The sequence below is a fragment of the Methylocella tundrae genome, from assembly GCF_901905185.1.
In the GTDB taxonomy this organism is placed as follows: Bacteria; Pseudomonadota; Alphaproteobacteria; order Rhizobiales; family Beijerinckiaceae; genus Methylocapsa; species Methylocapsa tundrae.
Genome location: NZ_CABFMQ020000024.1, coordinates 1 through 13,407 on the forward strand (window position 1 = coordinate 1; position 13,407 = coordinate 13,407).

At 61.9% G+C, this 13,407-nt stretch carries 10 protein-coding genes and 1 tRNA gene; 10 read left to right on the forward strand and 1 reads right to left on the reverse strand.

Annotated elements, in window-relative coordinates; all coding sequences use genetic code 11:
• From MPC4_RS03695 to MPC4_RS03735, 9 genes are all read left to right on the forward strand, one after another.
• On the forward strand, positions 1–1,071 hold a 1,071-nt coding region (locus MPC4_RS03695; protein WP_280514719.1), incomplete at its 5' end, for a type II secretion system protein GspD.
• 29 nt (positions 1,072–1,100) lie between these two features.
• Entirely contained in the window at positions 1,101–1,667 is a 567-nt protein-coding gene (locus MPC4_RS03700; protein WP_244628828.1) for a prepilin peptidase, read from the forward strand.
• Between the two features lie 8 nt (positions 1,668–1,675).
• Positions 1,676–2,245, forward strand: coding sequence for a tetratricopeptide repeat protein (locus tag MPC4_RS03705; RefSeq protein ID WP_174511333.1), 570 nt, complete (start codon positions 1,676–1,678; stop codon positions 2,243–2,245).
• A 78-nt stretch (positions 2,246–2,323) separates the two neighbouring features.
• Positions 2,324–2,397, forward strand: a tRNA-Gly gene (locus tag MPC4_RS03710).
• Between the two features lie 328 nt (positions 2,398–2,725).
• Positions 2,726–4,177, forward strand: a complete 1,452-nt coding sequence (locus MPC4_RS03715; protein ID WP_174511334.1) for a carbohydrate porin — start codon at positions 2,726–2,728, stop codon at positions 4,175–4,177.
• Between the two features lie 223 nt (positions 4,178–4,400).
• The gene (locus MPC4_RS03720; RefSeq protein ID WP_174511335.1) at positions 4,401–5,453 is read left to right on the forward strand and encodes an enoyl-CoA hydratase/isomerase family protein; all 1,053 of its coding nucleotides are present in this window, start codon (positions 4,401–4,403) and stop codon (positions 5,451–5,453) included.
• A 29-nt stretch (positions 5,454–5,482) separates the two neighbouring features.
• A complete protein-coding gene (locus MPC4_RS03725; RefSeq protein WP_244628829.1) occupies positions 5,483–5,926 on the forward strand; it encodes a DUF6163 family protein in 444 nt (147 codons plus the stop codon).
• A 241-nt stretch (positions 5,927–6,167) separates the two neighbouring features.
• A complete protein-coding gene (locus MPC4_RS03730) occupies positions 6,168–8,555 on the forward strand; it encodes an RNA degradosome polyphosphate kinase (protein WP_244628830.1) in 2,388 nt (795 codons plus the stop codon).
• 46 nt (positions 8,556–8,601) lie between these two features.
• Positions 8,602–10,083: a Ppx/GppA family phosphatase gene (locus MPC4_RS03735; RefSeq protein WP_174511413.1), complete on the forward strand. Its 1,482-nt coding sequence runs from the start codon at positions 8,602–8,604 to the stop codon at positions 10,081–10,083.
• Between the two features lie 22 nt (positions 10,084–10,105).
• Here MPC4_RS03735 and rnd read toward each other — a convergent pair whose 3' ends face one another.
• Positions 10,106–11,299, reverse strand: coding sequence for a ribonuclease D (rnd, locus tag MPC4_RS03740; protein ID WP_174511337.1), 1,194 nt, complete (start codon positions 11,297–11,299; stop codon positions 10,106–10,108).
• Positions 11,300–11,474: 175 nt separating this feature from the next.
• Here rnd and aspS point away from each other — a divergent pair, with 175 nt between their 5' ends.
• A complete protein-coding gene (gene aspS, locus MPC4_RS03745) occupies positions 11,475–13,280 on the forward strand; it encodes an aspartate--tRNA ligase (RefSeq protein ID WP_174511338.1) in 1,806 nt (601 codons plus the stop codon).
• Positions 13,281–13,407: the final 127 nt, after the last annotated feature.

The window sequence follows — 13,407 nt, forward strand, 5'->3', positions numbered from 1 at the left end:
AACCCAAGTCCGTTCGGCGGGCTCGGCGGGGCGGCGGGCGGCGCAGATACGGGCGGCGCGGGCGCCGGTTCGGGATCGAGCGGCGGCGGCAAAGGACCGGTGTTGCTGCCCGGCGTCAGGATCATGGCGGACATTCCCAACAACGCCATCGTGATCTACGCCAATCAGCAAAGCTATCATGTCATCGAAAAAGCGCTGGAGCAGATCGATCGTCCGAAGCTGCAGGTCGCGGTCGATCTGACGATCGCCGAGGTGACCTTGAACGACACGCTGAATTACGGTGTCCAGTTCTTCCTCGGCAGCAGCAATCTCGGCCTCGGCATCAATAATGGCTCGATCGCCAACACCGCGACCGCTATTCCCCTGGCGCAGACCTCCGCCACACAGGGAGGCACTTTGCCCGGCTTCAATCTCGTGCTCGGCAATCAGTTAAGCCCTCACGCGATCATCAACGCCCTGCATCAGTACACCAACGTGAAGGTGCTCTCCAATCCATCGCTCGTCGTCGTCGACAATCAGGTGGCGACCCTGCAGGTTGGTCAGCAGGTGCCGATCCAGACGGGTTCGGCGACCGTGCTCTCCGCCAACAACGCCGTCGTCAACACCATCGACTATAAGGACACGGGCATCATCCTGCGGGTTCAGCCGAGGGTCAATTTCAACGGCAATGTGTCGCTCGACATCGAGCAGGAGATCAGCGCGCAGGTCGCCGCGACGACGACGCTCGGGCCGACCTTCACACAGCGCAAGGTGAAGAGCTCGATCAATGTCGCCAGCGGACAGACGGTTTTGCTCGCCGGCCTGATCCAGGACCAACAGGGCGGCGCCAAGCAGGGCATTCCCGTTCTCGACCAGATCCCCGTTCTCGGCAACGCCTTCAACAACAACGCCTACAACAACGTGCAGCGGACCGAACTCATCATCTTCATCCGTCCGCAGGTGATCCACGACGGCGTCGACGCTTCTTTCGTCGCCGAGGAATTGCGCGCCAAATTGCGCGGCGAGAAGGTCGGCAGCGTCTATCCAACAGGCGCCGTGACGCCGGTGCCAACGCGGGCCCTGCAGCAATGAACCGCAGCGCGGCTCCAGGCGCCTCCCGCATGCCGGCATGGGCCGACCGCGCAATGATCAAGCCGGCCGCGCTCGCCGCCGTGGCGCTTGGCGCAACTGTTTCCGTCGCCGATGGGGCCGGGCGCTGGTTCGGGGGCGGGCTGGCGCTTCTGATGCTGGCCATCGCCGCCATTGACGCGCGCCGTTTCATCATTCCAAACAGCCTCTGCCTCGCCGCCTTTCTGCTGGGCCTCGTTGAGGCCTCCTATGACGCCTGGCCGGACGCGCTCGAGGGGATAGGCCTCGCCCTTGGCCGCGCGGCGGTCCTCGGCTTCGCCTTTTTCGGACTTCGCGAGATCTATAGCCGCCTGCGCCGGCGTGAGGGGTTGGGCCTTGGCGATGTGAAGCTCGCCGTCGTCGCCGGCGCCTGGCTGGACTGGACTTTCATGCCGCTTGCCGTCGAGATCGCGGCGCTTGCGGCGCTGGCTGTGTACGCGTTCAATCAGATAGCGGACCGGCGTCCGTTCGACCGTGCCGCCCGGTTGCCATTCGGGCTGTTCTTTGCGCCCGCGATCTGGGTGTGCTGGCTCATTCAGACCGCTGCTTTTCAGTTCTGAGGATGTCTATGGCGATCGCAACTTTCGGGTTCAGGGGCAAGAACAATATAGCACGAACGGCGGCGCTCCGTCGCGCGCGCCGCGCTATCTTCATGGTTCTGCTGGTCGCCGCGCCGCTGCAATGCCTTGCCGGGAGCCGCCTGCGCGAGGGCATGTCCGCCGCCGCCGCCCACAATTATGTCAAGGCGGCGGAAATTTTCCTGCCGCTCGCCGTCGGGGGCGACGCGCGCGCGCAGTCTTACCTTGGCTACATGTATGCGAATGGCGAGGGCGTGCCGCAAAACTACATGGTCTCGGCCGGCTGGTATCATTGCGCGGCCGGGCAGGGTTTCCCCAATGCGCAATATATGCTCGGGCTCATGTATGACAGAGGGCAGGGGGTGCCCCAAGATTACGTGATGGCCTACACGTGGTTGAACCTCGCCGTCGGAGGCGCGGGCTCCGAGCGCGACCAGTGGGTCAAAATTCGTGACGCCGTCCTCTCGAAGTTGACGTTAGCCGAGCGGCAGATGGCGCAGCTGCTGGCTTTTTCGGGGCCCCCGCCGACGCCTTGTCTGCCGATCCAGGCGGGGTTCTGACGATCGGCGATTTTGACTCGATCCGAGCGGATAGCGTATAGGCTTCAAGCGGCGCCGGGAACGACTCGGCCGCGCGACGCGGGTGTAGCTCAATGGTAGAGCAGCAGCCTTCCAAGCTGAATACGAGGGTTCGATTCCCTTCACCCGCTCCAGCTTCCACATTGTCCGGCCCGGCGCTGCAATGGGCGAGGGCCGTCCCTTGGTCCTGTAATCATCGGTCAGCCCTGGGCGTGGCTCCAGCTTGAACTGCCCCGTGAGCCCTGCGCGAGCCTATCCGCCGTCGGTCACAAAAAATTTCGCATACTGTTGTATATTTGCATCTAGATATGACGCCGCTTTGAATAGCTAAATTATATCCCGAGAATTGTATTTAGAATTAAAACAATAAAAGAATAGAAATGTTGTAGATAGCCCAGCCTGCGCCTTATCGAACGCCATGCGCCAAGCATTGGCATGATGAGCGAGCATAAGGCGATGGGGATGTTAAGAGCTGAGGCCCGCCAAAGGCTTCGGGCGGCCAAGAAATTGTGGATCCTCTGCTCCGTCGCGGTCGCGAGCACGGCGTCGATGGCGATGGCCGAAGCCGCTGACGTTGCGGCAAGCGCGCCCGCAGCTCCTCTGGAAGCGCCGGCCGCTGCTTCCAGCGATCAGCCCTCAATCTCATCCAGCATTCCGCAACTGGGAGCTTTCAAGACGATGCTGCTCGACCGGGGCTTCAACCTTCAGGTGAATTACATTGGCGAGGTTTTCGGCAATCCGACGGGCGGCGTCAGGCAGGGCGCGCTCTATGAACAGCGCATCGAACTTGGGCTCGACGCCGATATGGAGAAAATTGCCGGCGTCAAAGGGCTCACCTTTCATGTGAACTCCTATGCGATCGCCGGATCGAGCCTTTCAACTTACAATCTCTTCAACTATTCGGCGATCAGCTATATCGCGGCGCATCCCGCGTTCTTGATATTTGAACTTTGGGTCGAGCAGAATTTCTTTGATGGCAGGCTGGCCGTCCGCGCCGGTCAACTGGCCGCCGACTGCGAGTTCTTCATCAGTGAATTGGCTCAATTGTCCCTCAACTCGACCTTCGGCTGGCCGAACATTTTTGCGACCGATTTCCCCAGCGGAGGCCCAGCCTATCCTTATGCGACGCCCGCGGTTCGCGTAAAATTCAAGGCGACGGATCAACTGACGCTGCTGGGGGCTGTCTTCAATGGCGATCCGACAGGCGCCGGCATTACCGGAAGACCGGCGGAGTTCGACCACTTTGGCGCCAATTTTCGCCTGCGCGACGTTCCTTTCCTGATTGGCGAGGCGCAATATGCCTATAATCAGGACAAGGATTCTGACGGATTGGCCGGAAAGGTGAAATTCGGCGGCTGGTATCAATTCGGCAGGCTCGATGACGAGCGTTTTGGAACAGACGGCCTCTCGCTGGCGGATCCGCGCAGCAATGGCCAGGCTATGAAGCGCACCGGCGATTTTGGCGTTTATGGCGCGATCGACCAGATGTTCTGGCGGCTGCCGGGCGATGATCCGAAAGCGGGCATCGGCGGTTTTGCGCGCGTCACGGGTTCGCCCAGCGATCGCAATCTCATGGATTTCTATGCCGACGCGGGCGTCGATTTCATCGGGCTTTGGAGCCAGCGTCCTTGTGACCTGTTCGGCGTATCGGTCGCCTATTCTGAACTCTCTCCATCGGTTCATGCGCTCGATCTTGACGCAGCCGCCTATGCCGGAACGCCGCTGGCGTCGCGCAATTATGAGTTGCTGCTTGAAGCGACCTATCAGGCGCAGATCGTCCCCGGGTGGACGGTTCAACCCGACTTTGAATATGTCTTTCATCCGGGCGGAGGCGCCGTCAATCCGCTGAACCCGATGAGCGGACGCATTCCCGACGCGGCGGTGTTTGGCGTTCGCACCACGGTGCAATTCTAGAGCATTTTCAGCAAAAAGGCGGACACCGGTTTTGCGTCCGAGAATGCCCTAACCTCTTGAATGAGGGCGGTTTCGAATGGTTGAGTGATGCCGCTCAACCTGAAACCGCTCGGAGAATTTCGGGGAGGCGCGCGGTTTTTCCAGACGCGGGTCGGCGGCGGCGGGCGCCGTGGGCGTTGACGGAGCCGCCGCTCCAGGGCTAAGCCTCGGGCGAGGATAGTTAATGAGTGAGGCAAAAGTCATCATCGAGACGCTCGGCCGCTGCGGCGTGATTACGCTCAATCGCCCCGCCGCGTTGAATTCGCTCGATCTCGACATGGTCCGGGCGATCCACGAAGCTCTCGACCGATGGGAAAACGACGCGGCTGCCGCTAGCGTCCTTATCAGGGGCGCCGGAGGCCGGGCCTTTTGCGCCGGCGCTGACATTCGCGCCCTTTACCAATTGGGCAAGGCCGGGCGCGCAGCCGAACAGCTGGCTTTCTTTCGCGAGGAATACAGCCTCAACCGGCGGATCAACAATTACCCCAAGCCTTACGTCGCTCTGATGGATGGCGTCGTGATGGGCGGCGGCGCCGGCCTTTCCGTGCATGGCTCGCATCGCGTCGCCGGCGACGCTCTCGATTTCGCCATGCCGGAGGTCGGCATCGGCTTTTTCCCGGACGTCGGCGCGACTTATTTCCTACCGCGTTTGCCCGGCCGGACCGGGGCTTATCTCGCGCTCACCGGCGCGCGCATCGGCTGCGCGGAGGCTATCGCCCTGGGGCTCGCCTCCGCCTATGTCCCTTCCGCGCGCCATGACGCTCTGACCCGAAGGCTGATCGAGGGCGAGGACGCCGCAGCGGCGATCGCCGCCGAAAGCAGGCCGGCGCCGCCTTCGACTCTGTCCGGACAGCGTCCTTTCATCGACGCGTGTTTCAGCGCGGCGACCGTCGCGGAGGTCGTCGCCAAAGCCGGCGCGGACGGCTCCGCCTTCGCGGACAAGACCCTCGCCGCGCTTTTGCTGAAATCGCCGACCAGCCTCGCCATCGCCCTGCGCCAGATGCAAATTGGCGCCGACCTTGGCCTCGAGGAGGCGTTGCGCATTGAATTTCGCATCGTCGCGCGGATACTGCAGAGCAATGACTACTATGAGGGGGTTCGCGCGACGATTATCGAGAAGGATCATCGTCCGCGTTGGAGCCCGGCGGCAATCGACGCGGTGAGCAAGGCCGACATCAACGCCTATTTCGCGGCTCTGCCGGATGATCTCGCCTTTTGTACCCCGGTGGCCCGGTGATGAAAGCTTTGCGGGGCTCTGACGGGAGCGTGGAACGCCCGGACTCAGGCGCTGCGATCCGGCTCGGCGAAGCCGGCGAAACCGGCGAGGAGTCGCCCTGGGGCGTGATCCTTGTCATTTTTATGCGCCTATTGGCCGCGTTATGGGTGTTGCAGGGGCTGACCCAATGGAGCGCCGTTTTGGTTCCGAGCGAACCTTTCCTCGACGCGGCGGCGCCGGTCGCGAGCGCGGCGGTGATATTCTTTGCCGTGCTTGATCTCGTCGCCGCGGTCGGCCTCTGGCTCGCGACCCCTTGGGGCGGCGTGCTCTGGCTATTCAGCGCGGTCGCGCAAATCTTCGCCGCGGCAATGATTCCGCCCTTTTTCGGCAAGGTCTGGATTGGCGTCAACGCCGTTCTGATCATCGCCTATTTTGTGCTGACGTGGCAGGCGAGCCATCCCGGCGCTCATGCGGCACGCCGCAAGCGGCGCTGACGCCAGGGCTTGCGCCTTTACAACATATGCGTCAGCGATCAAGCTGCCGCAGGATCCGCCGCTTCCAACCGCGGAGGGCCGGGCGGTTTCGATCAGCCCGCTCTTTGCAATCCATGCGGACGGCCGGAGATGGCGCGCGGAACCTCGCGTTCAGTCATGCGGGCGTCATCAGGGTTGATCACATTCCAGCGACTTTCACCGGGAGACCATGGCAGTGACTTCGCAGGCGCAAGAACCGAAGATGTCGGAAGTCAAACGGATCGGCGATGCGAAGCGCGCCGCCAAAGCCAATCTTGAAGGGAATGAGGCTTCGGCTCCGGGCGAGAGCGCCGTCAAGGACAATGGAAATGGCGAGACGCTCGCGGCGAGCGACGAATTCCTCGCCAGCGTCGAAGAAATCGCCGTCGAGCCCGATTTCGCCAGCGCGGCTGCGGTGGCGGACGAGGCGGGGCCCGCGCCGCTCTCAGACCGCGCGGTCGACGAGGCGCCCTTGGACGATCTGCGCCAATCGCCGCACCGCTTCATCAATCGTGAGCTGTCCTGGCTCGAATTCAACAGGCGCGTTTTGCAGGAAGCTTCCAACCGCAATCATCCGCTCCTCGAACAGGTGCGCTTCCTTTCGATTTCGGCGACGAATCTCGATGAGTTCTTCATGGTTCGCGTCGCCGGCCTGCGCGGACAGATGCGCGCCGGCGTGACGACGCCGTCAGAGGATGGGCTGGCCCCGACGCAGCAACTCGCCAGAATTCGCGAACGCGTCGGACTGTTGACTGTCGAGCAGCAGCGCCGCTGGCGGGAGCTCCGCCAGGAACTGATCGGCGCCGGCATCACTCTGCTCGATCCGCCAGACCTTGACGCCGCCGACAAGGATTGGCTCGAGCAATATTTCCTGACCCATATCTTCCCGGTTTTGACGCCGCTCGCAATCGATCCCGCGCATCCATTTCCATTCATTCCGAATTTTGGCTTCACCATCGCCCTCGAGCTCATCGGCCCGGTCGATCGCAAGACGTCGAAGGCGCTGATCCGGCTGCCGGCGAAGATCCAGCGTTTTGTTCGCCTGCCCGAGCAGGCGGGCGAAAAGCGCCAGCGTTTCGTCGCGCTCGAAAACGTCATCAGCATGTTCACGCATAATCTCTTCCCAGGCTATCGCGTGCGCGGGCTCGGCCTTTTCAGGGTTATTCGCGACAGCGATCTCGAAGTCGAGGAGGAGGCGGAAGATCTCGTTCTCCTGTTTGAAAGCGCGCTGAAGCGCCGCCGCCTCGGTTCGGTGATCAGGCTCGAATTCGACAGCCAGATGCCGGAAGAGCTCAGCAGCTTTGTCGCGGAGGAGCTTGATGTTCCTCCCGAGGAGATTTTCGTTCTCGACGGCATGTTGGCCTTGAACGAGTTGTCCGAGATCGTCAGCCTCGATCGGCCGGAGCTCAAGTTCAAGCCTTACAATCCGCGCTTCCCGGAACGTCTGCGCGATAATGGCGGCGACTGCTTCGTCACCATCAAGCAGAAGGACCTCGTCGTTCACCACCCTTATGAATCATTCGACGTCGTCGTCCAGTTCCTCAATCAGGCGGCGACGGACGCCAATGTCATTGCAATCAAGCAGACCCTTTACCGCACCTCTTCCGATAGCCCGATCGTTCGCGCCCTCATCGACGCGGCGGAGGCCGGCAAATCGGTGACCGCCCTTGTCGAACTCAAGGCGCGTTTTGACGAGGCCGCCAACATCCGCTGGGCGCGCGATCTCGAACGCGCCGGCGTGCAGGTCGTGTTCGGCTTCATCGAGCTGAAGACGCACGCCAAATTATCGATGGTGGTGCGCCGCGAGGGCGGCGCGCTGACGACCTATTGTCATGTCGGCACCGGCAATTACCACCCCGTGACGGCGAAGATTTACACCGATATTTCCTTCTTCACCGCCGACCCTGCGATCGGCAGGGATGTGTCGCGCATCTTCAACTACATCACCGGCTATGCCGAGCCGGAGGGCCTCGAACTCATGGCGGTTTCGCCTATCTCCCTGAAGGCGCGGCTGCTCCAGCATATCAGCGAGGAAATCGCTTTCGCGAAAGCTGGCAAGCCCGCCGCGATCTGGGCCAAATGCAACTCCCTCGTTCATCCTGAGATCATCGACGCCTTCTACGCGGCGAGCCAGGCCGGCGTAAAAATCGATCTCATCGTGCGCGGCATCTGCTGCCTGCGCCCCGGTTTGCAGGGTCTTTCCGAAAACATCCGCGTCAAATCGATCATCGGACGCTTTCTCGAACATGCGCGCGTCTATTGTTTCGGCGGCGGCCACGGCCTCCCGCATCCAAAGGCGAGGGTCTATATTTCCTCGGCTGACCTCATGCAGCGCAATCTCGACCGGCGTGTCGAAGCCTTGCTGCCAATTTTGAATCCGACCGTGCATGAGCAGGTGCTGGATCAGATCATGGTCGCCAATCTCATTGACAACCAGCAGAGCTATCGCGTCTTGCCTGACGGCGCGAGCGCGCGCATACAAGCCCCGCCGAGCGAAGAACCATTCAACGCCCATTCTTATTTCATGACAAATCCGAGTCTGTCAGGCCGTGGAAAATCTCTTAAAACGTCCAGTCCCAAAACCCTCTTCAAGCGCCTGGACAACCGCTGAGCCGTTGCGCGTGGCGACTGAGGGCGAGGCCGGGGCGCAGGCCTCAATGAAGCGCCCCGTCGCCATCGTCGACATCGGCTCGAACTCCGTGCGGCTCGTCGCCTATGAAGGCCTCAGCCGCGCGCCCCGGCAGATTTTCAACGAGAAGTCCCTCTGCGCTCTCGGCGACGGCGTCGCAACGACGGGTAAATTGCCGAAAGCCGGCATGGAGAAGGCGCTTTCCGCTTTGCGCCGCTTCAAGGTGCTCAGCGAAATTCTGCAGGTCGGCGAGCTGCATGTTCTGGCGACCGCCGCGGCGCGCGACGCCTCAAACGGCGCCGAATTCGTGGAGGCGGCAAAGCTGGCGATCGGCGCGCCGATCTCCCTGCTGTCGGGCGCTCGCGAGGCCGAGCTTTCAGCGCATGGAGTCATTTCGGGGATCCATAAGCCGGACGGCGTGGTCGGGGATCTCGGCGGCGGCTCGCTCGAACTGATCGACGTCAAGGGCGCGCAACTAGGCAAGGGCGAGACCCTGCCGCTCGGCGGCCTCAGCCTGATGGACGCTTCGAAAAAATCGCCACGCGCGGCGGTCAAAATCGTCCGCGACTCATTGGCGCAATCGCGCGTTATCGATCGCGTCGCCGGGCGCACCTTCTACGCGGTGGGAGGCACCTGGCGCGCCCTCGCGAAACTATATATGAGCCAGCGGAACTATCCACTGTCGGTGATGCATGGCTATGTCATTCCAGCGAGGGACGCCGCCGATTTCGCGGGGCTCGTTGCGCGCGTGGATACCGAAACGCTGATTTCGATCGACATCGTCAATTTGCAGCGTCGTCCGTTGCTTCCGTACGGAGCCGTGGCGCTTGCGGAGATCATTCGCCAGGCAGGGCCGAAGGAAATCATGATCTCCACCGCCGGCGTGCGGGAGGGGCTGCTCTATGAAAAGCTTGATCTTGCGCAGCGCCGGCAGGATCCGCTGATCGTCGCCGCGAGCGACGCCAATCAGATGTTCGCACGCGCGCCGCGCCATGCAGACGATCTGTGCGACTGGACAGATCGCTTCATGAGATCGACGCATCTCGAAGAAACCGCTGACGAAAGGCGATTGCGTCATGCGGCTTGCCTGCTCGCGGACGTCAACTGGCGCGCGCATCCGGACTATCGCGCCGAGGAGGGTTTGAATCTCGTCGAGAACACGACCTTGACCGCTATCGACCATCCTGGCCGCGCGTTTCTCGCCCTGACGATTTCCTATCGCTATCTCGGGCTCGATGACGATGGCGTCAATCCGCAGATCAGGGCGCTCGTGTCCGCGCGCATGCTGGATCGGGCGCGGATCGTCGCCGCGGCGGCCCGCCTTGCCTATCTGGTGTCGGGCGCGATGCCGGACATTTTGCCGAGCACGCCCGTCGTTTGCCTCAAGAGCAAGGTGGTGTTGACGCTGCCGAAGCAACTCGCCGACCTTGCCAGCGAGCGCCTGTACAGCCGGGTCAAACAGCTTGCGCGGCTGATCGGACGCGAGCCGGTCGTCACCATCGGGGAATGAGCGGCGGCGCAGCGCGCGCCGTTCATTCGGCGATTTTCGACGGCGCCTCGGTTTGCTCAGGCGGAGCGTCCTGCCATTCGAGCGTGACGATGCGGCCCTGCTCAACCGTGAGCGCCAGCCGGCCATGTTTCAGCTCCAGCGCCTTGACGCCGAAAAGCTCGCGCCGCCAGCCGGCGAGAGCCGCGACGTCCGCCTTGTCGTCGGCGGCGATCGCTTCGAGATCCTCGACTGTCGCAATCATTTTGGCGGCGACGCCGTGACTTTCGCTGACCTGCCGGAGCAGCACTTTCAAAAGCTCGACGGTCGCGCCATTACCGCCGGAGCGGCGTTCGCGATCGAGTTTCGGCAAGGTCTTCGGATCGCGGGAGAGGCCGCGTTCGATGGCCGCCAAAATATCGAGGCCCGCGCGCGAACGCTCCATGCCGCGCGGAAAGGCGCGCAGATTGCCGAGGGCTTCCTCCGTCCGCGGCGCGGCGAGGGCCAATTCGATCAGAACGTCATCTTTCAGCACGCGCGAACGCGGGACGTCGCGCGCTTGCGCTTCAGCTTCGCGCCATGCCGCGACCTCCATCAGAACGCCAAGATCACGCGGCTTGCGCACACGGTTGCGAAAGCGCTCCCAGGCATTGTCCGGATGCTGTTCATAGGTCGCAGGCGAGGTCAGCATCGCCATTTCGTCGCTAAGCCAGGACAGACGGTCCGTCTGCTCCAGCTTGCGGCGCAGGAAGAGATAAATGTCACGCAGATAGGTGACGTCGGCGATGGCGTAATCAATTTGCGAGGGAAGCAGCGGGCGGCGCGACCAGTCGGTGAAGCGCGATGATTTATCGAGCGTGACCTTGGCGACGTTTTGCACGAGATCGCCATAAGAGACCTGATCGCCAAAACCGCAGACCATCGCCGCGACCTGCGTGTCGAACAGCGGGGCAGGGATAAGTTTGGCAAGGTTCCAAATGATTTCAACGTCTTGACGGGCCGCGTGAAAGACCTTTGTGATCTCTGGATTGGCCATCAACTCGAACAGGGGCGTCAGGTCCAGGCCTTCGGCCATGGCGTCGATCGCGGCCGCTTCATCGGGCGAGGCGAGTTGAACGACGCAGAGCCTCGGCCAGAAGGTCGTCTCGCGCAAAAACTCGGTGTCGACCGTGACGAAGGGATGCGCCGCGAGGCGGCCGCATGTCTCCGCCAGGGATTTGGTTGTCGTAATGAGGCTCATGATTTTTTTAGATAAAGGAAAGCTCAGCAATCGGCTATAGCGGGATGCGCGATCATCGCCCTCAACATTTCATTTCAGGCCGGCGACGGGCGATTTGACGCAAAGCCCCGCCCCGTGACAGAAACCGCCCGTGCGCTCTCGCGCGCCTCCTTTTCCTCTCTGTTGTGACGATCAAATGCACCGCTATCGCACCCATACCTGTGGCGACCTCCGTGAAACGCTCGCCGGCGAAACGACCCGGCTCTCCGGCTGGTGCCACCGCATTCGCGACCATGGCGGCGTGCTTTTCATTGATCTTCGCGATCATTACGGAATCACGCAATGCGTGGTCGATCCTGATTCGCCGGCCTTTTCTCTCGCCGACAAATTGCGCTCCGAGTGGGTCGTGCGCATCGACGGCGTCGTCCGCCGGCGCCCGGCTGGAACCGAAAACGCGGAAATGCCGACCGGCCTCATCGAGGTCTATGTCACGGAAATCGAAGTTCTGGGGGCCGCCGCCGAGCTGCCGGTCCCGGTTTTCGGGGATCAGCCCTATCCCGAGGACATGCGGTTGCGCTACCGCTTTCTCGATCTGAGGCGCGAGAAGCTGCACCAGAACATCATGCTGCGCGGAAAGGTCATTGATTCGCTGCGGGCGAGGATGAAGGGGCAAGGCTTCTTCGAGTTCCAGACGCCAATCCTGACGGCCTCGAGCCCCGAGGGCGCGCGCGATTTCCTCGTGCCCTCGCGCCTTCACCCCGGAAAGTTCTACGCCCTGCCGCAGGCGCCGCAGCAGTTCAAGCAGCTTTTGATGGTCGCCGGCTTCGACCGCTATTTCCAGATCGCGCCCTGTTTTCGCGACGAGGATCTGCGCGCCGACCGCAGCCTCGAATTCTACCAGCTCGACATCGAGATGAGCTTTGTCACGCAAGAGGATGTTTTCGCAACCGTCGAGCCCGTGCTGCGCGGCGTATTCGAGGAATTCGGCGAAGGCTTTCCGGTGACGCAGAAATTTCCGAAAATCGCCTATGCCGAAGCGATGCTTAAATATGGAACGGACAAGCCTGATCTGCGCAATCCGCTCTTCATCGTCGATGTGACGGAAGAGTTTTCCCGCGACGACGTGAGCTTCAACGCCTTCAAGAACGTCATCAAGGCGGGCGGCGTCGTGCGCGCCATTCCTGCGACGGGGGCTGGGGCGCAGCCGCGCTCCTTCTTCGACAAGCTGAATGATTGGGCGAAGGGCGAAGGCGCGGCCGGATTGGGCTATGTGATCTTTGAAGGCGAGCCGGGCGCGCTCATTGGCAAAGGTCCGATCGCTAAGTTCCTTCCGGCCGACGTTCAGGCGAACATCGCCGGGAAAGCCGGCCTCAAAGCGGGCGACGCCGTATTTTTCGCGTGCGACAGGCCGGACAAGGCGGCAAAGCTCGCCGGCGCGGCGCGTCTGCGCATCGGCCATGAACTCAAACTCTCGAAGACGGGCGTCTTCGAGTTTTGCTGGATCGTCGATTTCCCGATGTTCGAATGGAACGAAGAGGAAAGCCGGATCGACTTCTCGCATAATCCATTTTCGATGCCGAATTTCGATCACGATGCATTCGTCGCGCTCGATCCGGCCGACAAAGAGACCATTCTCGGCATCAACGCTTTCCAATACGACGTTGTTTGCAATGGTTTCGAGCTCTCCTCGGGCGCGATCCGGAACCATCGTCCCGACATCATGCGCAAAGCCTTCGCGCTCGCCGGCTACGACGAAGACGTGCTGGAGCAAAAATTCGGCGGCATGTATCGCGCGTTCCAATATGGCGCGCCGCCGCATGGCGGCATTGCGCCGGGCATTGACCGCATCGTCATGCTGCTCGCGGCGGAAGAAAATCTGCGCGAGATCGTCGCTTTCCCGATGAACCAGCGCGGCGAGGATCTGCTTCTCGGCGCGCCGTCCAGCGCGACCCTTAAGCAGCTGCGCGAATTGCACATCAAGCTCAACCTGCCGGAAAAATAGGAGGGCGTCGTCGCCTCCTTTTTCAAAAGAACCTGGCCGATCGCACCGCATCGGGCGCCTTGGCGAGTCTTTGTTATCCCGTTGGACAAAACATAGGCGCCGAGGCAATCGCCCAACCTTTCGCTTG